Raw genomic sequence first — 20,685 nt, 5'->3', positions numbered from 1 at the left:
CCGATGCAGGCCAGCTCAGAACCGCTCATCGCGCAGCGCCGGCAAGGTGATGTCACGCACATAGCTGGCAGCGGACAGGCTCAACATCATCCGGCACACCTGCACCACATCGTGCAGCGGGATCAGCGAACCTTCACCGCGCTGCTCGGCCTGGGCCAACGGCACATCCAGCCCGTCCTCGGTATTGAGGTAGCCCAGGTTCAGGCAACTCACCCCCAACCCCTGCTCGCGGAACCCTTCGCGCAAGGTTTCGGCAATGCCGCGCAAGCCGAACTTGCTGGCACCGAAGGTGACCTCTGGCCGCCCGCTCCCCGGCAGCGCCGAGGTCGACCCCGTGAGGATGATCCGTGGCCGCGCGCTGTTGAGCAGCACCGGCAACAAACGTTTGATCAACAGCAACGGCGCCGTGAGGTTGGTGGCGACCATGCGTTCGATCTGCCCATCGTCATCGTCGAGGAAGCTGTAGCCGTCCTCGAACGCCCGCGTTTCCCAGATCCCGACGTTGTACACCAATACGTCCAGCCCCTCCCCGGCGACCGCCTCGTGGATCGCCGCAGCAGCCTGGCGCGGCTGGCCGAGGTCGGCCTCGATCCAGCGTACCGCCGCCGGCAGCGCTTCAGGCCGGGTACGCGACACACCGATCAGCGTATCGCCCGCCTGGCCCAGGCCCTCGACCAGTGCCTTGCCCAATCCCTTGCTCGCACCCACCACTAGAATTCGCATCGAATCACTCCCTATGGTTTGCGCCAGATAGTACCCTGCCCCATCCCGTAATTCAGTCGCAAATGCCAGGACGCCCGTGGACAGAGAGCAACTCGAACGCCAGCAGATCCCCGTTTATTTCATCGCCGTGGTGCTGGCCGCCGCCGTCGGCCTGCTGGCGCCTGCGGCGGCTCGGCCCCTGGAGCTGCTGGTGACCCCGGCAATCGCCGTGCTGATGTATGCGATGTTCCTGCAGATTCCCTTTCTCGACCTACGCGCCGGGCTTGGCAACCGGCGCTTCATGGGCGCGCTGCTGCTGGCCAACTTCGTGCTGGTGCCGCTGCTGGTGTGGGCCGGTACCCGTGGCTTGGTTGACCACCCTGCCGTGCTGGTCGGCGCCCTGCTGGTGCTGCTGACACCCTGCATCGACTACGTGGTGGTGTTCACCCACCTGGGCAAGGGCGAGTCGCGCCTGACCCTGGCCGCCACGCCGGTGCTGTTGCTGGTGCAACTGGCACTGTTGCCGCTGTATCTGGCGCTGATGCTCGGTGGCGCCCAGCAGGTGGATATCTCGGTGGCGCCGTTCGTGGAGGCCTTCGTGCTGCTGATCGTGCTGCCGCTGTTGCTGGCCGTGGCCACCAGCAGCGGGGCCCGGCGCTCGCCGCTGATTGCGCGCTGGAACGACGCCTGGGCGTGGATGCCGGTGCCGGCCATGGCGTTGGTGCTGATCGCGGTGATCGGTTCGCAGATTGGCGTGGTGGTCGGGCGGTTGGATGAGTTGCTGCCGGTGCTGCCGGTGTATGTCGGCTTTGCATTGCTGGCACCGGTGCTGGGGTGGGCGGCGGCGCGGCTGCTGCGGTTATCCACAGGTGAGGCGCGGGCGGTGACCTTCAGTGCCGCCACGCGTAATTCGCTGGTGGTGTTGCCGTTGGCGTTGGCGCTGCCGGAGCCGATCCGTGCGCTGGCGGCGGCGGCGGTGATTACCCAGACGCTGGTGGAGTTGGTCAGTGAACTGATTTATATCCGCGTGGTGCCGGCGTTGGTGCGGCGGTAGGGTCTGTAACTTCGCTCAATTCGAGTTCGCTGGGGCCGCTTCGCAGCCCTTTCGCTGGCAAGCCAGCTCCCACAGGGATTGAATGTGGGAGCCGGCTTGCCGGCGAAAGGGGCGCGAAGCGGCCCCAGCGTTAATACCGTCAACTCAGCTGTAGCCGCCACTGGCCGTAGTGGCTGAAGCGCACACGGGCCAAAGGCGGTACATCAATGCGCTGAAAGGACTCCAGCGACGCCCCCAGCGCATGCAACATCGCGGCGCGGATGACAAAGGGATGGGTGATGGCGATCCACTCACCCTCGGCCAGGGCACTGTCCATCCACTGGGCGACGCGCTGGCACAGCGCAGCGATTGATTCGCCACCATGGGGTGCCGCCTGCGGGTCGCTGAGCCACAACTGCAGCGCCTGCTCGTCCAGTTGCTTGAGCGGCATGCCTTTCCAACTGCCCAGGTCGCAGTCGCGCAAGCCTTCATCAACCGTCACGGCCAGGCCCTCGGCAGTCTGCCGGGCGCGTAGCTCAGGGGCACTCAGGTAGCGGGCGGCTGTGGATAACTCACCCAGCGGCCCTGGTGTTTCAAGCAGGGGCTCGTCATCCAGGGCAAAGCGCCCTACCCGCTGCGCTTCGGTGCGGGCGTGGCAGATCAGGGTCAGGTGGGTGGGCTTCATGGCAGGCCGTTCTGGTCGCAATGGAACCTGCGATGTTGCCTGAATGATCGCGGGGCTGCTACGCAGCGCACAGCCGGGTGGCTTCGAGCTGGTCAAGGGCTTTGGCCAGCATGGCCACGTCCTGGCACTTCTGCACGGCGAAAGCCAGCCCACTGTTCAGTTCATCATCGTGTTCCACCGGGCTGTGCAGCAACGAACACGACGGCGCGACCCACAGCCGATCACCCAGACGCTCGTGGGCATGGCGCAGCACATCCAGCGCCTGCTCCAGCTCGCCTTGCCCAGCCTGATGGCCGTCGACCACGCCCAGCGACAGCACCTTGTAGGCCGGCAGGCGGTCGAGGAGAGCCGGGAGCTGCTCCGGGGCGCGCACCAGGTCGACGTGCAGGCCATCGACCGGCAGGTTGGCGGCCAGGCCGAGGTTGGCGTCCAGGCCACCGAAGTAGGTGGCGATCAGCTTTTTCAGCGGGGCGCGCTGGAGGATGTTGTAGGTTCGCTCGTAGGCGTTCTTCCAGTCCTGCGGCAACTCCAGGGCCAGGATTGGCTCGTCGATCTGCACCCATTCCGCACCCTGTGCCGCCAGGCGGTTCAAGACCTGGTCGTAGATCGGCAGCAGGCGGTCGAGCAGGTCCAGCTTGTCGAATTGCTCGCCCTTGGCCTTGCCCAGCCACAGGTAGGTCAGCGGGCCGATCAGCACCGGCTTGACCGCATGGCCCAGGGCCTTGGCTTCTTCGACCTCCTCGAACAACTGCTCCCAGTTCAGGGCGAATTGCTGGTCGGCGGTGAATTCGGGGGCCAGGTAGTGCTCGTTGGTGTCGAACCACTGGGTCGCATCCTGGGCTACGGCGAACAGGGTTTGCAGCGTCGGCTTGGCACCGTCCTTGGCGTTTATCACGCCGAAGGTCAGCGAGTGGGTCAGCACTTGGTCATGCCAGGCAAAGTCGCCGACCGGCAGCAGCTCGATGCCGGCGGCCTTCTGCGCCTGCCAATGCGCGGCGCGCAGGCCACGGGCCACGGCACGCAGACCGGCCTCGTCCAGCTCGCCCTTGCAGAACGCCGCCTGGGCTTGCTTGAGCTCAGGGTCGCGGCCGATGCAGGAAGAGCCCAGGTTGTGTGCCAGTGCCATGTTCGTGTCCCTAGATGCTTGAAATTGAATGAGGGCATTTTGCTGGGGCTGAAGAAGTGAGACAAACTCATAAAATTTGAGATGAAATCAAGATTTGCTCATGATCCTATGCCAGGTCATGCCTTGATGGCCCTATCGCTGGCAAGCCAGCTCCCACAAGGTCTGCGAGGCCCCTGTGGGAGCCGGCTTGCCGGCGATGAGGCCATTGGGATCAACCCCGAATGTCTCAAACAACACACTCCCCCGCGCAACCAGACATGCCCCGCGCACCAATCTGCTTCACACTGCCACCCTGCCCAAACCCGGTAGCCCGCACACCATGAGCCTGCTGAAAACGACCCTGGACGCCAACGCCTTCGCCTGCATCCTCGAGTTCGTCCCCAAGCCTTCCGCCGAGCGTTTCGCCACGCTGGACACCCTCATGGCCCGCACCCAGCTGTGCGGCTGGCCCCTGACCGTGGCCATCGGCGACCGCGTCGGCAGCGCCCTGGACATGTCGCCGCTGGACGCCTTCGCCAGCCTGGCCGAACCCGTCCCCGCCCTGCTGCACTTCTCGGGCAAGGACCGCGAACGCCGCGACCTGCTCGCCCAGCTGCAACGCATGGACGCCGCCGGCCTGGACCAGTTGCTGGTGCTCACCGGCGACCGCCTGCCCGGCCACACCCCAGGCCAGCGCCCGGTGCGCTACCTCGAATCCGTCGCCGCGCTGCAGATCGTGCGCCAGGCCCGCCCGCACTGGCTGTTGGCCGCCGCACTCAACCCGTTCAAGTACCAGGAAGCCGAAGGCGGCGCGCAGTATTTCAAGGCCGAGAAGAAACTGGCCGCGGGGGCCGACCTGTTCATCCTGCAGCTGGGTTTCGACATCGAAAAACACCAGGAAGCCTACGACTGGATGCAGCGTCAGCCCCGGCCGAAACCGCTGATGACCTGCATCATGGCGCTGACCGAAGGCCGCGCCGGCATGCTCGAGCACGTCGCCGGTGTGACCGTTACGCCGTCGATGCGCGCAGTGTTGGCGGCAGAAACCGCGGTGTCCAAGCAGTACGCCAAGGACCGCGCCAACCAGCGCCTGGCCTTGCAAGTGGTCGGCCTGAAGTTGATGGGCTATGCCGGCGTGCACCTGTCGGGCATTCATGATGTCGCCCAGTTCGAAGCGCTGGAGCAGGCAATCAACGAACTGCAACCGCTGTTCACGACGCTCCAGGATTGGAAGCCCGCCTGGCATGCGGCCTGGCAGGAGCCTGGCCTGCCCGCCGTCACCTTCCACCCGCCCGGGCACGCCTGGCGCCTCGGGCAACGGCAGATCACCGCGTCGAAAAAAGAGAAAGCCCGTTACCACCTGCTGACAGCGATGCACCATCAACTGTTCAGCCGCACCACGCCTCTGAGCAAAGCCTTTGGTTGGGCCGTGACCCGGCCGCTATGGCGCAACCCGACGGCAGCGCAATGGCTGCACCAGCTGGAACGGCGCATCAAACGGCCGATGGTGGGCTGCGATACCTGCGGCAGTTGCCGCCTGGAGGACACCCTGTACATCTGCCCCGAGACCTGCCCCAAAGGGCTGGCGAACGGGCCCTGCGGCGGGACGAACCTGGACCGCTGCGAGTTTGGCGACCGCGAGTGCGTGCACAGCGCCAAGTACCGGCTGGCGGTGAGTGTGGGGCGGGCCGAGGTGTTGCGCGAGCGGTTGATCCCCTGTGTGCAGGTGCAGGACCGACATCGCAGTTCGTGGCCGGTGTGGTTCGAGGCTGATGCTTTGCGAACGCACTCCTTGCGGCCAGATACGACCCCAGAGTTCAACGAGTAATGGGCCTCTGCCACGCCCGTCGTTAATCTAACCGGCCCCTTACCCGCAGGCAGCATTGGCTCGCGGTACAGACGCAGGGCGGCCGAGCGATTGAGGGAGTGGCTCAAGCCACTGAACCCGGATCGATATCAGCGCACGATATGTACCTGTAAACCTGTTTTTTAGCTGTAAACCATCGGCACTTACAGCTCAAAAAAACACTTAACAGGATCGCCCTGCCTTCAGGCCAATTCAGCGGCATCCATCGCCATAGAGATCTCGCGCCCCGTCCACTCCCCTCCCCGTCCTGAAACAACCAACAGCCGATTGCCAGCACCTGAAGCAGCCGCGACACACCGCCCCTGCTCATCCCAGAACACGCTACGCCCAGCCGCAGCCCAGCCTCCAGTAATGCCGCCATGGTTGGCCATTAGCACCGCCATGGCATGACGCTGTGCATAACTCTGCAACAAGGCGCTATCCGCTGGATAACCCGTTTCGCCAATGAGCACGCCGGTCGCATATACCTGCGCACCACGCTGCGCCGCATGAGCGGCATGTTCGGGATGGGTGAAATCGGCGCACACCGACAAGGCCACGGGCACGCCGGCGACAGACAGCAGCTCGCCCCCGCTCCCCGCGCCGAAGAACACGTCTTCGCCGGTATGCAGATGTTGCTTGGTATAGGCGGTAATCGAACCATCCGGATGGAGGATGCACGCCGCGATGCGGGGCTTGTCCTGGCCCGGCACCTTGAGCGGCATGCCGACCACTGTGGTCATGCCCGCCGCTTGGGCGAATTGGCGCAGCGGCGCCAGCAGTGGCGTGTCCAGGCCCTGGGCCAGGGCACTGGCCGTCTTGAGTGCGTAGCCGGTGAGGGACAGCTCGGGGAAGAGCAGCAGCGTTACGCCGTGCTCATGGGCCTGGCGCATGAACGCCAGGTGCAAGGGCAGGTTGGCGGTGATATCGCCATCGCGAATGGTGCACTGGGCGGCGGCGAAAATGGCTTGCGGCATGGGCGTCTCCTGGCAAGGTAGGCAGACTCTGCGCAACCGTTATCCAGAAGACAACCCCGGCCTCGTAAACCCGCCTCTAACGATAAAAGTCATCCAGCCGCTGATGGGCAATCGACCAAGGCAGCCGTCGTGCATTCGCCCGCATCCGACGATAAGCCTCATGGGCCTGATCGACAGTGATGACAGCGTTTCGAACAAGCTCCTCGACCACCCAGAGCGTGCCTTTCACCTCGACTGCTTCCTGCACGGCCGCTTTGCGCAGCGCTTCGTCCCCGGATAACAGCGGACACTTTTCCTGCCTTGCCAGCGCCAACGCGAAGCAGTCGTTGCGGCCAGGCCCGCTGACTCGGCCTATCAGTTCCATGGCATACAGCAGGGTGGATGGGCTCAGCTCAGCCAGCTCAAGCCCCATGTGCAACAGATGGGCATGCTGCGCTTCGAGCTCATCGAAATAGAGGATGTCCGGCACTGTGAACTGGTAAGGCAGCGTGAAGAGTTGAGCCAGTAGCTCGCCCTCTTCAAGGTCGATCAGGATGTTGGCATCACTGATGAGTAGCTGCATCCAGTAACTCCAGTTTGCGCGCCTGGTGGAACTGGTAGACCGTCATGCCCAGCAGCTCCGCCGCCTTGGACTCGCCGACAATCCCCTCCCCCAGCGCGCGGTAGACCAGTTGCTGGAACAGCCGCGTGGTTTCTGGCCGGTACGCCGCACCAGGCTCCTGTTTGCGCCAGCCCTGTTTGGCGAAAACCAGGAACAACCGCTCACGCACGGCGTGCGGGATGATCTCCAGGTCCCCAGCGCGATACAGGCAACCCTGCATGCTGAGGCCATATTCGGCCTTGAGCAGGTACAACTCGCGAACCTCCAGCATGTGGCGGGTATCGCCCAGATGCTGCCGCATGGCGCTGGCGGGCACCAGCAATGCCGAGGCAAAACGGTTACAGGCCTTTTCCTCATCCAGCGCTTCGGCCAACCGACCTTGCATCAACAGGTGGCCAAGCTCGTGGGCCAGGGTGAAGCGCTGACGATCGCCCGGCCAGTCCGCCGACACCACAATGACCGGCTGCCCCGCCACGCTGGCCTGCAAACCGTCGAATTTCGCCTGGGCATCGACCTGGGTGATGATCACCAGAATCCCGTGTGTCTCCAGCACGTCGATCAAGTCTGGGATGGGGCTCGAACCGAGACCCCACAGCTGCCGCACCTGGTCGGCCAGGCTATCGACCGCCTGCAGCGAGGCAACCTCATCAGGCAGGCCTACTGGCACGCTGAACGACTGCACGGGATAGGCCGGCCACAGGTTGATCAGCTCTTGCCAGCGCTCCGCCTGATCCAGTACATCGGCCTCGATGCGTTTCAGGATTGCCTTGGGGGTGCTGCAACGCTTGCGGTACTCGACCCCCGCCAACTCGACCTTGGCCGGGCGGAAGAAATACTCGGCGCGCACCGACAGCGCCTTGCACAAACGCACGAGCACGCCGGAGCTGGGCATGCTCTGGTCATGTTCGTACTTTTTGATCATGTTGGCGCTCACGCCCACCAGATCGCCTAGCGCCTGCATCGACAGGCCAGCAGCAGCGCGGGCACGTTTGAGCCGCTCGCCGATCATTGGCTGACTCCCTCGGTTTACGAAAAATAAAAATATTTTGGAAATATAAACCCGATAAGCCTGACCGTCGAGGCATGGGCGACGGCCGCACTGGCCGCAGCCTGGGATCGCGCGACCGGCCGCTGATTCATATGCGCCTGCAAAGCCTGTATAAAGCGCCCGCGACCTGCGATCCCGACGTCTGCAAAAAGGAACCCCCTCCATGCTTCGGCTCTCGATGCCAGCCCTGCTCCTGGCGCTTGCCGGCTGTGCCACCAAGCCCCCCGCCAACCCCGACAATCTCTGCGAGATCTTCCGCGAGAAGCCGAAATGGCACGAGGCGGCGCTGAAGATGCAGGCACGCTGGGGTGCGCCGGTGCAGGTGCCGATGGCGATGATGTACCAGGAGTCCTCGTTCAAGCACGACGCCCTGCCGCCGCGCTATTACTTCCTCGGCATCATCCCCTGGGGCCGGGTCAGCACCGCCTACGGCTACGCCCAGGCCAAGGACGAGACCTGGGCCGACTACAAGCGCGAAGCCGGCGGCTGGGGCGCCAGCCGCGACGACTTCGCCGACGCCGTCGACTTCATGGGCTGGTACATGCAGAAGAGCCAGCGGGTGAATGGCGTGTCCAAGTGGGACGCCTACGGCCAGTACCTGAATTACCACGAAGGCTGGGGCGGCTACCGCAACCGCAGCTATGACGCCAAGCCGTGGTTGCTGAACGTCTCGCAGAAGGTTCAGGCACGGGCGGAGGTGTTTGGGGCACAGTATCGCAGCTGTGAGCAGGAGCTTTCGCGGGGTGGGTGGTTTTGACAGGCCCAGCCGATAGAGGCCACGCGAGAGGGCCGCAAAGCGGCCCCTGTGATGCGTAGCATCAGCCGTTTATGTCCCCTCTTCTCTCATCGCCTCCAGCTTGCCGACCTGCTCGCTAGCCAACCGGCTGATGATCCGGATTGCCTGATGGATCCCCGCCGTGTTGCGGAAGCTCAGTTGCGGGTTGTGTTCGCATTCCAGCATTTCGTCGTGCTGGACCAGGGCTTCGCCTAGCAGTTCGAGGGTCCAGGCGTAGCTTTGGATGGTGGACAGGCGCTCGTGGTCAGTCATGGGGCACCTCACGGGTGGCGAGGGACTGGCTGTCGATTGGGTAGAAGGTTGGGGATGGGGTGGCCGCGGGGATGAGCGGCGGAGAGCGGATGCGAGGATCCTGTACAGACGTGTGAAAGTCATGCATGAGACTCCAAGTTAGGTTGGAACCACCACGCACTGTCGCCAAACAATGGGTGGCAGCTGTACGCAGGTTGGCGAACCGGGAACTTGGAACCCGGCAGACCCGAAAGTCTCCCGCGCACAGCCACCATGGCACGAGGCTGCAGGCACAAAAAAAGCGCCTGCAATCGTGTGGGGCGCTGCTGCGCCAAGTTTACCCGGGTCGCCAAACCCGGTCGCGGAATTTGCCGCGACTGGAGGGGAATTTATTCTCTGGGGCTTTCTGGGGCAAGCTTCTTGGGGCTAGGAAATGGCTTGAAAGAGCGTAGGAAATGGCTTGCGCAAAGGTGTTAGGAGGCGACGGTACGTGGGTTGACCGACCGGGGCGAAAGGAACCGGCACACCGGAAGTGTCCCACGTACTGTCGCCATGATGGTGGCGTGCTCGCTATGGATAGTGTTCTGAGTGGTGAGGGTGGCAGCTGTACGCAGATTGGCGAACCGAGGAAAAGATAACCCGGCAGACCAGATGGTCTCCTGCATACAGCAGCCATGTCACGGCAAGGTGTGTGCAGGTTAGCTCCATCTAGCTAGCTACGAGGCCAGGCGAGATAGCTAGAAACAAATGCACGCACTTAGAGGAAGTCTGGGACTTCGCAAACAGACAACATGATCATTGGTAACTGTGCGGACGTGCGGAGACAGGAAATGAATACCAACCCCTACAGTTCAATAGAACAAGGAGTAACCCAATGCACTGCCATCTGACGTACCCCTAAATAAAAAACCACCTGAACGCCCGGCCGCTTGATCGGTACTCCTCGCCCATCGTGAACAGTTAGAGCGGCTCGCTAGTAGCGCGCCACTCGAAATCTCATACATTAGTGCGAGGCATACGTGAGTTAGCGGCCAGCGTCAATACCATCCTCAGAACGTAGTCATTTCTTATTTTTGCTGTTTCCGGAGAATGAGATATCCCCTGATTTCACCATGGCAGTCAAGAACGGCTGCAGTACGTGAGGATTAGAGAATAGGGCTTGCATCAGCGCGCCTTCATCAACCTCTTCTCCGTTTTGCTGCTGCAATATCATTGACATGAGATCTGGTGCTTGGATTAATCCCATCATCGCACTGACCTCAGGAGGCATGTCGTCTGACTTTTTGTAATCGGGAAATTCATAATTAGTCAGCTTCGCAAGCTCCAGCAGGTGGTTGTCAGGCCGCCCTGGATCTCTATCGAAATGCTCGAAAAGGTTGGCCAGCTGCACTGATAGGGTTTTTAGGCCTGTCGGTGTGTTTTCATATTCGACGTAACGAAGATGCGCGATGTCGAACGGCACACGAGGGCCGGCGGAGTCCTTGATGATAATCGTCCCTGGCTTGCAAGCGTGTCTCAGCCCCAGCTCATAGAATACGTTCGGATTGGGGTAAGTCACGTCCGCTACCACGTAGTCAGAATGCATAATCCTAGTGACGATATCAGTCGTCATGGTTCCAGGCAGCGCAACATCATCGGCCCTGACGACTTCAAGGCTTGGCCTAGCCCTCAGCAATGCCTCCTTGATCAAATCATCATACTTATTTTTCAGCTCGGACTGACTTAGTGTCGTTCCGTCGATGACCTGGTCACCGATTGGCATGATTACAAAGCAAGTTTTGTTCGCCATACATCCCTCTTACGTGATAATAGCAGCCATCCATTGCACCGCTTGGCGCCTGGCGTGCGGAGCCCGCAGATTCACGGATCTGCGATCCGGTTGCAAAGACTTTCTAACGAAAGTCTTTGATAGTTTGGAGAGTACAAGGAGTGATCGATGAGCACGGCTTCGGAAAATCCGTGCCCTCGGATTAGCCGGTTAGCCATCAGGTTACAGGGATTTCAGGCATTGACATCTACTGGAGCGCAGCGGACAGAGCGGCTGGCCATGCATTAGGAAAGGGGCTGGATGTTCAGGAAGCTGCACAATTCACCCCGGTTCACCTGATCTTGCAGTTCACTAAGCTGGGTGCCCAGCTGCTAGGCACGGTACAAAAAGTAATGTCTTAGATACCGCTGCCAGCAAGCCAGTATGACCATCGCAGCGACACTTTTCGCCAACATGCAGTACTCCTTGAGCCAACCAAATAGCCGTTCGATAGCGTTCCGCTGTCGATACTTAAGCTTGTCAAACAGCCGCGGTAAGCCCAGCTTCGGTTTGCGCTTCATGTCACGCGACGGAATCACAGGCTGCATCCGATAGCGGCCGCAGTGTTGCTGCAAGGATTCCGCGTCATAGCCCTAGTCGGCCAGCAGCCAGCGACAGCGCTTGCGAGCACTGCCAACTGCGCAACTACATAGATCAAAGGAGGTTTTAGTTCTCGTGGTAGACATGACTTGGCAGTGTTCTTCGGGAGTAGGGTTTCCGGCTAGGCCGGCGCCATACGCCGCGTCGTATTCTTCGCAGTTCAAGCCCGCGCCCACAATGGTGTGCGATGACTCCGTGAAAATTGATCCTCACATGAACGTTGGACCAAAAGTCTGGGAATCGCCCCCAGCCTGATGCAGTGTTCAATTCGTTGGCTCGCTACCCATCACGGCTTATCAAGCGGCTCAGGAATGAACCCCTGCTCCCTCAGCGCCTTGATAACTCCACGCACCAGGTAATTGTTGGAAAACCCCAGCGTGTACTGCCTCGAACCTGCGCTAACCGGAACAAGCATGCCCTGCTCCACCAGCTTCTTGATCTGGTAAGTACGCTGACCCGATGAGAGCTTGGGCAACGCCTGCGCAATATCAGCCGACTTCACGACCTTCACTCTTATCGCACAGTGCAGGATCAGCTCTTCTACCTCGGTGATCCACTCCCGATCCCGCGCAAAGCTCACCGCAGGTGCCAGGATGCTTTTCGTGAGATAGCCATAATCCGTGAGCCAATCCACCTTCTCCAGTTCGTCGCGAATGCCCTCCAGAACGCAGATGCACCAGGCCTCCAACCCCGCCGTCGTGCCGGTATCGGCCATCCCGAGCATGGTGTAGTAATTCTCTCGATCATTGCAGAACACCGCCGTGGGGTTCAGCACCCTGCCGCCCACATTCACATTGAAGCCGTACTTCATCAGCAGCGCATAGGTGAGCAGCCTCACCACCCGGCCATTGCCATTGCCGAACGGGTGAATCCAGCCGAAGCGATGGTGCGCCAGCGCGACCTTCATCAAGGCGTATTTGGGTGAGTCTTCACGATTGATGAAGTTGACCAGTTCCTGCATGTACTGAGGCACCAGCACAGGGTCCGGTGGGAGATGGTCCGACTGAGCAATCCTCACCAGCCCTTCACGATAGGCTCCAGGCGTCTTGTCCCCTTCACGGCGCAATCCGACCACGGTCATGGCATGCAGCTCGCGGATTGCATGCTCGGTCAGATCTACACCGGGCTTCATTACCTCTTCGATGTAGTCCATGGCCTTTTCGATGTTGGCAATCTCCAGCAACTGATCGGTGCTCTCGGCTTTGCCTTCGACCTTGCTCTCGATGTAGTCCGCCAGGGTGGTGTGGTTCCCCTCGATTCGGGCAGACCCCAAGCTCTCCAGGGTATGGAACAGGGCCTTGAGCTGGAAGAAAACCTGCGGTGGAGTGTCCCCCTCAAGCCGCAGCCTGCGCAGGAATTCAAGCTCGCTCAGCACGTCTACCAAAGGCGAGTCGAAGGACGGGTTCAGCAACTGGAGATCGTGATGAGTAAATCTGGCCATCTGAAAATTATCTCTGAGCGGCAAAAGCATTATCTTGAAAAATTTTGCAAAACCGCCCGTAAATACTGGGCAAAAGCCAAGCATCAGATAAGCACTATCTCAAAAGCTATGCAACCGTAAGTGGAATATGGCTAACCACTAACTCGAACCCAGCCATAGGATGGAGCTGGCCTGATCAGCTGGAAACGATAGGGACGGAGACAAAAAAGCCCGCAAAGTGCGGGCTTTTTTGGAGAAGGCCAACAGCGTGGGGCGCTGTATCAGACCTACTGAATGGTGCCGGAGACAGGAATCGAACCTGCGACCTTCGCGTTACGAGTGCGCTGCTCTACCGACTGAGCTACACCGGCGTGTTGCGCAACGTACCACTGCCGTGTGCGTTACGCAAACCTCTGTTCCACCTCACTTTCACTGCACCTTGCAGCCATTCGGGGCGAGGTCTTCCTCGACCGTGGTGGTGCAGCTCCAGCCGGCCTGGGTGCGGCTGAGCGTGAGGGTTTTGCCGAGCACGTTGGCGGGTGCTTCGGCCAGGGTGCAGACGATGCTGCCGGTGCCGTCGGCAGCGGTGCCGGTGGCGGTGATGGCGCAGTGGGCGGTGGCGGCCTGGCCGCCGAGGCTGGCGACGTCGGGGACGTTCTTGCCGTCGTTCAGGCGGATGTCCATCGGGGTCTTGAGGGCGGAGATTTCCAGCAGGGCGGCCGCGGTTTTGGCGCGGGCCTGGTGGTTGGTGTACATCGGGATGGCGATGGTCGCCAGGATGCCGATGATCGCGACGACGATCATCAGTTCGATCAGGGTGATGCCGCGTTGCCCTTTCATAGGCGGTATTCCTTCGTAATGCGTGGAGGCGCGGGGGCACTGGGGCCCTGCCGGCAGGCGCGCAGTAGGCCTGAACCGACACCTTTTGTCACCCCTGGCTGGCGGGGCGGGCTTGGTGCTGGACTACTCTAGTGACCGTCATGGGATCGCGCCCGCTGTCGGGCCCGGCAAGCTGTTACGGGGCTTGTCGCTTCACTGCAAAGGACTTTGCATGCCTCCGTCTACCCGCCTCTACGCCTGGGAGGGCATCGATGCCGCCGGGGTTCGTCAACAGGGCCAGCAGCCTGGGCGCAGCCCGGCGTTCGTGCGGGCGTGGCTGCAGCGCCAGGGCATTCGCGCTACGCGGGTGCAGCCGGCGGGGGGCTGGCGATGGCGCTGGCCGCAGCGCGAAGGCAAAACGGATGCGCCGGGGTTCAGCCGGCAGCTGGCGACCTTGCTGACGGCGGGGGTGCCGCTGTTGCAGGCGTTCGAGGTGATGGTGCGCAGCAACACGGGCAGCGGGATGAGTGGGCTGCTGGCGCGGTTGAAACAGGATGTGGCGGCGGGGCTGGGGCTGGCGGATGCCTTGCAGCGCCACCCGGCGTGGTTCGATGCGCTGTATTGCAACCTGGTGCGGGTGGGTGAGCACTCCGGCACGCTGGACCGGCAACTGGAACAGATGGCGACGATGCTGGAGAAACGCCAGGCGCTGCGGCATAAGGTGCGCAAGGCGATGTTGTATCCGGCGCTGCTGCTATTGACCGGGCTGGGGGTGGCGGCGTTGTTGCTGCTGGAGGTGGTGCCGCGGTTCCAGAGCCTATTCGCCAGTTTCGACAAGGCATTGCCGGCCTTCACCCAGTGGGTGATCGACTTATCCACAGCGCTGGGCAATCACGTGGTGTGGTGGGTGGTGCTGATGGCGGCATTGGGGCTGGGCACGCGCGAACTGTATCGACGGCATGTGCCTGCGCGCTTGTGCCTGTTGCGGCTGGTCTTGCGGGTGCCGGTGGTCGGGCGCTTGCTGGGCCATGCGGCGTTGGCGCGGTTCGCCCGTTGCCTGGCGACCTCCTATGCGGCGGGGGTGGCGTTGCTGGATGCGTTGCAGACGGTGGCGCCGGTGAGTGGTGACAGCCTGCACGAGCGGGCAATCCTGGCCCTGCGCCAGGGCGTGGCGAACGGGCTGGGCCTGCACCAGGCGATGGAGGCGGACGCGCTGTTCCCGCCGTTGTTGCGCCAGCTGGTGGCAGTCGGCGAGGCCAGCGGCACGCTGGACCTGATGCTGGACAAAGCCGCGCTACATTATGAGGAGCAGGTGAGCCAGGGGCTGGAGCAGTTGACCACGCTGCTGGAGCCGGCCATCGTGCTGATTCTCGGGCTGCTGGTGGGGGGCCTGGTGGTGGCGATGTATCTACCCATATTCCAGTTGGGCAGCCTGATCTGAACATGAATGCCTGGACCTTGGTCGTCGAACATCCTGCGTTTTTCTACAGCCTGGCCGTGGTGCTGGGGTTGCTGGTGGGCAGTTTTCTCAATGTGCTGGCCTACCGGTTGCCGATCATGCTCGAGCGCCAGTGGCAGCGGGAGGCGCAGGCAGTGCTGGGGTTGCCGGGGGCCGCGCACGAGCGCTTCGACCTGTGCTTGCCGGCTTCTCGCTGCCCCCATTGCCAACACCGGATTCGTGCGTGGGAGAACATTCCGCTGGTGAGTTACCTGGTGTTGCGCGGGCGCTGCTCGGCGTGCAAGGGGCGGATCAGTGCGCGCTATCCCTTGGTCGAGCTTGGGTGTGCCCTGCTATCGCTGCTGGTGGCCTGGCATTTCGGGCCGGGCATCGAAGCGTTGCTGGTGATGGTGCTGACCTGGGGCCTGATCGCTTTGAGCCTGATCGATGCCGAGCACCAGTTGCTGCCGGATGTGCTGGTGCTGCCGCTGCTCTGGCTGGGGCTGGTGGTCAATGCCTTCGGGCTGCTGGTGCCGCTGGCCGATGCGGTATGGGGCGCGGTGGCGGGTTACTTGAGCCTGTGGTCGGTGTTCTGGGTGTTCAAGCTTTTGACCGGCAAGGACGGCATTGGCCAGGGCGACTTCAAGCTGCTGGCGATGCTCGGCGCCTGGGGCGGCTGGCAGATCCTGCCGCTGACGCTGATGCTCGGGTCGCTGGCCGGGGCGCTGATCGGGCTGATTCTGGTGCGCCTGCGCCGGGCGCAGATGGGCGTTGCGCTGCCCTTCGGGCCTTATCTGGCCATTGCGGGCTGGATCGCAGTGCTCTGGGGTGATGAAATAGTCGCCTCTTACCTGCAACTGCTTGGAACCTGATGAGCACAGCGCCCTTCACCCCCTGGATTCTCGGTTTGACCGGCGGCATCGGCAGCGGCAAGAGCGCCGCCGCCGAGCGCTTCGTCGCGCTGGGCGTGCACCTGGTCGATGCCGACCAGGCCGCGCGCTGGGTCGTCGAACCCGGCCGCCCTGCCCTGGCCCGTATCGTCGAGCGCTTCGGCCCTGGTGTATTGCAGGCAGACGGCCAGCTCGACCGCACCGCCCTGCGCCAGCTGATCTTCGCCGACCCTGCGCAGCGGCAGTGGCTGGAGCAATTGCTGCACCCGCTGATCGGGCAGGAGATTTTCAGCTACCTGGCCAAGGCCGAGTCGCCCTATGCGGTGTATGTTTCGCCGCTGCTGATCGAGTCGGGGCAGTTCAACAAGGTGCAGCGCATCCTGGTGGTCGATGCCCCTACCGAGTTGCAGGTGCAGCGCACCCTGCAGCGCGACAACACCAGCCCCGAACAGGTGCAGGCGATTCTCAAGGCCCAGTTGGCCCGGGAAGAGCGCCTGCGCCATGCACATGATGTGGTGGTCAACGATCGTGACCTGCAAACGCTGCACGACGAGATTGACCGCCTGCACCACTTTTACCTGACTTTGCGAGGAGGCCAGCCATGAGCCAGCCGATGACCGTTGATTGCCCGACCTGTGGCGCGCCCGTGGAATGGGGGGAGCAGAGCCCGTTTCGGCCGTTCTGTTCCGACCGTTGCAAGTTGATCGACCTGGGGGCTTGGGCGGCCGAGGAGCACAAGATTGCCGGCTCTGATGAGTCCGAGGATGAGTTGTATTCGGGGGATCTGGAGCCTCGGCACTGAGCCTGGATTTTGGGTTGCCTGTGCCGGCCTCATCGCTGGCAAGCCAGCTCCCACAGGTACCAGGTCAGCCTTGGATCTGTGGGAGCCGGCTTGCCGGCGATGAGGCCGGTCCTGTTTTCAGCGCTCGTCATCCTTCCACGGCGCCTGCAGGTAGCGGGTGCGGTTGAACGTTTCCAGCCACTCCGGGCTGAACACCACCAGCGCACTGATCACCATGCCGTTGATGAACGCCTCGGGGAACATCATCAGCCACAGGTAGCCGACGAAGTCGCTCAGCCACTCCGGCATGGCGAAGCGTTCGTCCATCCACAGCAGCCCCAGCCCGGCCATCAGGCACACCAGCACCGTCAGGGCGGCGGGGAAAAAACCGCAGCAGAAGATATAAACGAACAGGTTACGCGGCTGCGCGCGTTCGACCAGGATCGCGCACACCTCGGTGACCAGCACCGGCAGGCCTATGATCAACAGGCCGTTGACGCCGATCGCGGCCAGGTCCTGGCGGCCAAGCAGCAGCAAACCGAGTTGGGCAAGAAAGCCGCCAAGCACCGCCAGTGGCCAGTCCAGCAGCAGGGTCACGGCGGTCATGCCGATGAAGTGATAGGACACGCCAGTGTCGAAGTCGCGGCGCACCAGCCACAGGGCAAACAACCCAAACACGGTGCCGAAAAGCAGGTGCTGGCGGCGGGTATCGGTGAACAGCTCGACCCAGCGGGTGCGGCTGATGGCCCAGACCAGCAGGGGCACGTAACCGAGCCAGCCAAGGGTGAGGCTGGTGCTGGACAAGACCTGAGCGCTGATCACCTGAGCAATATCCCTGTCGGCCATGTGGACAAGCCTGAGTCTACACCCATTCTCCCTTTCGCCTGGTTGCTATAGGCTGGCAGCTCCATTCGATGCAGGAAGCGTCCGCCATGCCTGAAGGGCTCAATCTGCCACTGCTGTTGGGCGCGGCATTCAGCGCGGTCGCGGGCCTGCTGCACCTGGCGATCATCCTGGTCGGGCCGCGCTGGTACCGCTTGTTCGGCGCGGGCGAGCGCATGGCCAGGGCCGCCGAGCAGGGGCGTAGCTACCCGGCACTGGTCACCGCGGCCATTGCGCTGGTGTTGCTGGCCTGGTCGGCCTATGCGCTGTCTGCTGCCGGGCTGATCAAACCGCTGCCCTTCCTGCTGCCGGTGCTCTGCCTGATCACCCTGGTGTACCTGGCTCGCGGCCTGCTGGGCCCGGTACTGCTGGCCGGCACGGGGCGGACTCGGCGGTTTATCGCGGTCAGTTCAGTGATCTGCCTGGGGGGCGGGCTGCTGCATTTGCTCGGGGTGGTTCAGCAATGGTTGATGCTGGGCTGATTCCCACGCACAAACAGCATCTTACCGTCATCGTTTAGCGACTAAGCTTGTCCCCATGGATGACTCCGACTACTTGCGCCTGCTTACCATCCAGGCCGAACAAGCCAATGCCTTTCTCTCCAATGCGCGCAAATGGGAGCGCGAGCGTTGGGTGTGCCAGCGCCTGCTGCAAGGGTTGAACATTGCCTACCGCAGCGAGGACTTCACCCCGGCCGGGCAGGAGCCGCCGGATGTGCTGTTCCGCGATGCGGCGTTCGAGGTGTTCTTCGTGCTCGACGAGGGTCGGCGGCTCAACGATGAATGGCGCGAGGAGCTGCAGCGCCGGCGCAGCGCGTTTTCCCTGAGCCAGCTGGTGCGCCGCGAAGCACGGCCGCGGCGCATCCCGGCCCAGGAGCTGCTGGCGCGCCTGGCCCCGACCTTGCGCAAGAAGGCGCATAACTACCGGGAGCGCGGGCTGGACTTGAGCGAGCTGGACATCATCGCCTTCGCCAGCCTCAAGCGCGAGGTGCTCGACCTCAACAGCCATTTCCCGCCACCCACCGAATACCTGCGCCAGGGCTGGCGTTCGCTGTCGCTGGTGGGGCCGACCTTTGCCCGGGTGCTGTTCGCCCACCCGGATGCGCCGGATTTCTTGCGTGCCAACCTGGGGCGCAGCATCGTGTTCGATGTGGGGATCAGTCTTTGATCCAGTGCCGAGAGTCTTTGCGATCACGTACACTCGGCGCCAGAGATAGAACGCATTATCATTCGTTCCACGCGTTTGCGTGAACGCTGTGGCGTACACGCAGTCACAAACGTCTATCTACGAGGCCCACCATGACCAGCCGCCTGAATCCTGAAGATCAGCGTCGCGTCGATGAGTACTTGAGTGCCCCCCAGCATCGTGTCGAGCGCAGGCCTTTCCGGCCGTTGCTGCTCCTGTTGCTGGTGGTGGCCGTGACCATCGGTCTGGGCCTGTTGAGCCGCCTGTTGAGTGGACTGGTGCTATGAGCTGCCTTGCGCTCGCCCTCCCCTCTGCTGCGTTGCGGCCGGGCCTTGTGCCCACGAATTCCGTAAAACTTGTGAGATATCCCTATGACTCATCGCATCGTGATTGTCGGCGGCGGCGCCGGCGGCCTGGAACTGGCGACCCGCCTGGGTAAAAGCCTGGGCAAGCGCAAACAGGCCGAGATCACCCTGGTTGATGCCAACCTGACGCACATCTGGAAACCGCTGCTGCACGAAGTGGCGGCCGGTTCGCTGAACTCCTCGGAAGATGAACTGAACTACGTGGCCCAAGCCAAGTGGAACCACTTCAACTTCCAGATGGGCCGCATGAGCGGCCTGGACCGCGAAAGCAAACAGATCCAGCTGGCCGCCACCCTCGACGACGAAGGCCGCGAGCTGCTGCCTGCGCGCACCCTGGGTTACGACACCCTGGTGATTGCCGTGGGCAGCAACACCAACGACTTCGGCACCCTGGGCGCGGCGCAGCACTGCCTGTTCCTCGACAGCCGCAAGCAGGCCGAGCGCTTCCACCAGCAACTGCTCAACCACTACCTGCGCGCCCATGCCGGCGATGTGGCCAGTGAAAAGATCAGCGTGGCCATTGTCGGCGCCGGCGCCACCGGTGTGGAACTGGCGGCCGAACTGCACAACGCCGCCCATGAGCTGGCGGCCTACGGCCTGGACAAGATCCAGCCCAAGGACATGCACATCACCCTGATCGAGGCTGGCCCGCGCGTATTGCCGGCGCTGCCCGAGCGCATCAGCGTGCCGGTGCACAAGACCTTGGAAAAACTCGGGGTGACGGTGATGACCAACGCCTCGGTCAGTGAAGTGACTGAAGATGGCCTGAAGACGGCGTCCGGCGAAGTGATCCAGGCCAGCCTGAAGGTGTGGGCGGCGGGTATTCGTGCGCCGGGCTTCCTCAAGGACATCGACGGCCTGGAAACCAACCGCATCAACCAGCTGGTGGTGCGTCCGACCCTGCAAACCACCCGCGACGACAATATCTTCGCTTTCGGCGATTGCGCCGCCTGCCCACAGCCGGGCAGCGACCGCAACGTGCCGCCACGGGCCCAGGCCGCGCACCAACAGGCGTCGCTGCTGGCCAAGAGCCTGAAGGCGCGCCTGGAGAACAAGGCGCTGCCGAGCTACGAGTACAAGGATTACGGCTCGCTGGTGTCGCTGTCGCGCTTCTCGGCGGTGGGCAACCTGATGGGTAACCTGATGGGCAGCGTGAAGCTGGAAGGCTGGCTGGCGCGGATGTTCTATGTGTCGCTGTACCGCATGCACCAGATGGCGCTTTATGGGTTCTTCCGCACGGCGATGCTGATGCTGGGTAGCAAGATTGGGCGCGGGACCGAGCCTCGCCTGAAGCTGCACTGAGGCATCGAGATCCTGGGGCTGCTGTGCAGCCCTTTCGCTGGCAAGCCAGCTCCCACATGGATTGCGCCATCCTCCAGGCCAGCGCTGTACCTGTGGGAGCCAGCTCCCACATGGATCGCGCCATCCTCTAGGCCAGCGCTGTACCTGTGGGAGCCGGCTTGCCGGCGATGGC

The 20,685-nt window shown here is 62.6% G+C and carries 21 protein-coding genes, 1 tRNA gene and 2 pseudogenes; 11 read left to right on the top strand and 13 right to left on the bottom strand.

Features of this window, described 5'->3' with window-relative positions:
- Window positions 1-15 precede the first annotated feature (15 nt).
- The gene (locus tag ACQ4N9_RS19800) at window positions 16-723 is read right to left on the bottom strand and encodes an SDR family NAD(P)-dependent oxidoreductase (protein ID WP_390966918.1); all 708 of its coding nucleotides are present in this window, start codon (window positions 721-723) and stop codon (window positions 16-18) included.
- Window positions 724-799: 76 nt separating this feature from the next.
- On the opposite strand from ACQ4N9_RS19800, the gene ACQ4N9_RS19795 reads away from it, so the two are divergent.
- A complete protein-coding gene (locus ACQ4N9_RS19795) occupies window positions 800-1,756 on the top strand; it encodes an arsenic resistance protein (protein ID WP_390966916.1) in 957 nt (318 codons plus the stop codon).
- Between the two features lie 139 nt (window positions 1,757-1,895).
- Here ACQ4N9_RS19795 and ACQ4N9_RS19790 read toward each other — a convergent pair whose 3' ends face one another.
- Both ACQ4N9_RS19790 and ACQ4N9_RS19785 read right to left on the bottom strand, forming a co-directional pair.
- Window positions 1,896-2,420: a histidine phosphatase family protein gene (locus ACQ4N9_RS19790; RefSeq protein ID WP_390966914.1), complete on the bottom strand. Its 525-nt coding sequence runs from the start codon at window positions 2,418-2,420 to the stop codon at window positions 1,896-1,898.
- Between the two features lie 61 nt (window positions 2,421-2,481).
- Window positions 2,482-3,546 (bottom strand): annotated as a pseudogene (locus ACQ4N9_RS19785) (5-methyltetrahydropteroyltriglutamate--homocysteine S-methyltransferase); the annotation flags it as partial.
- A gap of 319 nt (window positions 3,547-3,865) precedes the next feature.
- On the opposite strand from ACQ4N9_RS19785, the gene ACQ4N9_RS19780 reads away from it, so the two are divergent.
- Window positions 3,866-5,353: a methylenetetrahydrofolate reductase C-terminal domain-containing protein gene (locus ACQ4N9_RS19780; protein WP_390966912.1), complete on the top strand. Its 1,488-nt coding sequence runs from the start codon at window positions 3,866-3,868 to the stop codon at window positions 5,351-5,353.
- A gap of 221 nt (window positions 5,354-5,574) precedes the next feature.
- Here the strand turns inward: ACQ4N9_RS19780 and ACQ4N9_RS19775 are convergent, their stop codons facing one another.
- The 3 genes from ACQ4N9_RS19775 to ACQ4N9_RS19765 form a co-directional block, all read right to left on the bottom strand.
- The gene (locus tag ACQ4N9_RS19775) at window positions 5,575-6,348 is read right to left on the bottom strand and encodes a carbon-nitrogen hydrolase family protein (protein WP_390966910.1); all 774 of its coding nucleotides are present in this window, start codon (window positions 6,346-6,348) and stop codon (window positions 5,575-5,577) included.
- A 76-nt stretch (window positions 6,349-6,424) separates the two neighbouring features.
- Window positions 6,425-6,910, bottom strand: a complete 486-nt coding sequence (locus ACQ4N9_RS19770) for a PIN domain-containing protein (protein ID WP_390966908.1) — start codon at window positions 6,908-6,910, stop codon at window positions 6,425-6,427.
- A complete protein-coding gene (locus tag ACQ4N9_RS19765) occupies window positions 6,891-7,958 on the bottom strand; it encodes a helix-turn-helix domain-containing protein (RefSeq protein ID WP_390966906.1) in 1,068 nt (355 codons plus the stop codon). Before ACQ4N9_RS19765 ends, ACQ4N9_RS19770 begins: the two co-directional genes overlap by 20 nt.
- A gap of 202 nt (window positions 7,959-8,160) precedes the next feature.
- Between ACQ4N9_RS19765 and ACQ4N9_RS19760 the strand changes: the two genes are divergently transcribed.
- Window positions 8,161-8,754, top strand: coding sequence for a hypothetical protein (locus ACQ4N9_RS19760; RefSeq protein ID WP_125857460.1), 594 nt, complete (start codon window positions 8,161-8,163; stop codon window positions 8,752-8,754).
- Between the two features lie 69 nt (window positions 8,755-8,823).
- Here the strand turns inward: ACQ4N9_RS19760 and ACQ4N9_RS19755 are convergent, their stop codons facing one another.
- The 6 genes and pseudogenes from ACQ4N9_RS19755 to ACQ4N9_RS19730 form a co-directional block, all read right to left on the bottom strand.
- Window positions 8,824-9,045 (bottom strand): hypothetical protein, encoded by a 222-nt coding sequence (locus tag ACQ4N9_RS19755; protein WP_125462606.1) that lies wholly within the window; start codon window positions 9,043-9,045, stop codon window positions 8,824-8,826.
- A 1,039-nt stretch (window positions 9,046-10,084) separates the two neighbouring features.
- Entirely contained in the window at window positions 10,085-10,813 is a 729-nt protein-coding gene (locus tag ACQ4N9_RS19750; RefSeq protein ID WP_390966903.1) for a hypothetical protein, read from the bottom strand.
- Between the two features lie 350 nt (window positions 10,814-11,163).
- Window positions 11,164-11,466, bottom strand: a pseudogene (locus ACQ4N9_RS19745) (transposase); the annotation flags it as partial.
- 251 nt (window positions 11,467-11,717) lie between these two features.
- Entirely contained in the window at window positions 11,718-12,872 is a 1,155-nt protein-coding gene (locus ACQ4N9_RS19740) for a Fic family protein (protein WP_390967177.1), read from the bottom strand.
- Between the two features lie 274 nt (window positions 12,873-13,146).
- A tRNA-Thr gene (locus ACQ4N9_RS19735) sits at window positions 13,147-13,222 on the bottom strand.
- A gap of 58 nt (window positions 13,223-13,280) precedes the next feature.
- Entirely contained in the window at window positions 13,281-13,691 is a 411-nt protein-coding gene (locus ACQ4N9_RS19730; protein WP_110991739.1) for a pilin, read from the bottom strand.
- A 211-nt stretch (window positions 13,692-13,902) separates the two neighbouring features.
- On the opposite strand from ACQ4N9_RS19730, the gene ACQ4N9_RS19725 reads away from it, so the two are divergent.
- The 4 genes from ACQ4N9_RS19725 to yacG are packed head-to-tail and all read left to right on the top strand — an operon-like array spanning window position 13,903 to window position 16,800.
- Window positions 13,903-15,111: a type II secretion system F family protein gene (locus tag ACQ4N9_RS19725; protein ID WP_390966901.1), complete on the top strand. Its 1,209-nt coding sequence runs from the start codon at window positions 13,903-13,905 to the stop codon at window positions 15,109-15,111.
- 2 nt (window positions 15,112-15,113) lie between these two features.
- Window positions 15,114-15,980 (top strand): prepilin peptidase, encoded by an 867-nt coding sequence (locus ACQ4N9_RS19720; RefSeq protein WP_390966899.1) that lies wholly within the window; start codon window positions 15,114-15,116, stop codon window positions 15,978-15,980.
- The gene (gene coaE, locus ACQ4N9_RS19715) at window positions 15,980-16,603 is read left to right on the top strand and encodes a dephospho-CoA kinase (RefSeq protein ID WP_125857444.1); all 624 of its coding nucleotides are present in this window, start codon (window positions 15,980-15,982) and stop codon (window positions 16,601-16,603) included. The genes ACQ4N9_RS19720 and coaE overlap by 1 nt, the downstream gene beginning before the upstream one ends.
- Complete coding sequence (yacG, locus tag ACQ4N9_RS19710; RefSeq protein ID WP_110991743.1) at window positions 16,600-16,800, top strand: DNA gyrase inhibitor YacG; 201 nt, start codon at window positions 16,600-16,602, stop codon at window positions 16,798-16,800. Before coaE ends, yacG begins: the two co-directional genes overlap by 4 nt.
- A gap of 117 nt (window positions 16,801-16,917) precedes the next feature.
- On the opposite strand, the gene ACQ4N9_RS19705 is transcribed toward yacG, so the two are convergent.
- Window positions 16,918-17,625, bottom strand: a complete 708-nt coding sequence (locus ACQ4N9_RS19705; protein ID WP_390966896.1) for an energy-coupling factor ABC transporter permease — start codon at window positions 17,623-17,625, stop codon at window positions 16,918-16,920.
- Window positions 17,626-17,711: 86 nt separating this feature from the next.
- Here ACQ4N9_RS19705 and ACQ4N9_RS19700 point away from each other — a divergent pair, with 86 nt between their 5' ends.
- The 4 genes from ACQ4N9_RS19700 to ACQ4N9_RS19685 all read left to right on the top strand — a co-directional run bounded on the left by ACQ4N9_RS19700 (window position 17,712) and on the right by ACQ4N9_RS19685 (window position 20,513).
- Entirely contained in the window at window positions 17,712-18,143 is a 432-nt protein-coding gene (locus ACQ4N9_RS19700) for a hypothetical protein (RefSeq protein WP_322359484.1), read from the top strand.
- Between the two features lie 55 nt (window positions 18,144-18,198).
- On the top strand, window positions 18,199-18,828 hold the full coding sequence (locus ACQ4N9_RS19695) for a DUF1780 domain-containing protein (protein WP_125462595.1): 630 nt from the start codon (window positions 18,199-18,201) through the stop codon (window positions 18,826-18,828).
- 131 nt (window positions 18,829-18,959) lie between these two features.
- The gene (locus ACQ4N9_RS19690) at window positions 18,960-19,133 is read left to right on the top strand and encodes a DUF3094 family protein (protein WP_110991747.1); all 174 of its coding nucleotides are present in this window, start codon (window positions 18,960-18,962) and stop codon (window positions 19,131-19,133) included.
- Between the two features lie 84 nt (window positions 19,134-19,217).
- Window positions 19,218-20,513 (top strand): NAD(P)/FAD-dependent oxidoreductase, encoded by a 1,296-nt coding sequence (locus tag ACQ4N9_RS19685; protein ID WP_390966893.1) that lies wholly within the window; start codon window positions 19,218-19,220, stop codon window positions 20,511-20,513.
- The last annotated feature ends 172 nt before the right edge of the window (window positions 20,514-20,685 follow it).

The organism is Pseudomonas sp. ES1, from assembly GCF_050586605.1.
GTDB lineage: Bacteria > Pseudomonadota > Gammaproteobacteria > Pseudomonadales > Pseudomonadaceae > Aquipseudomonas > Aquipseudomonas sichuanensis.
This window is presented reverse-complemented; position numbering and strand designations above follow the sequence as displayed.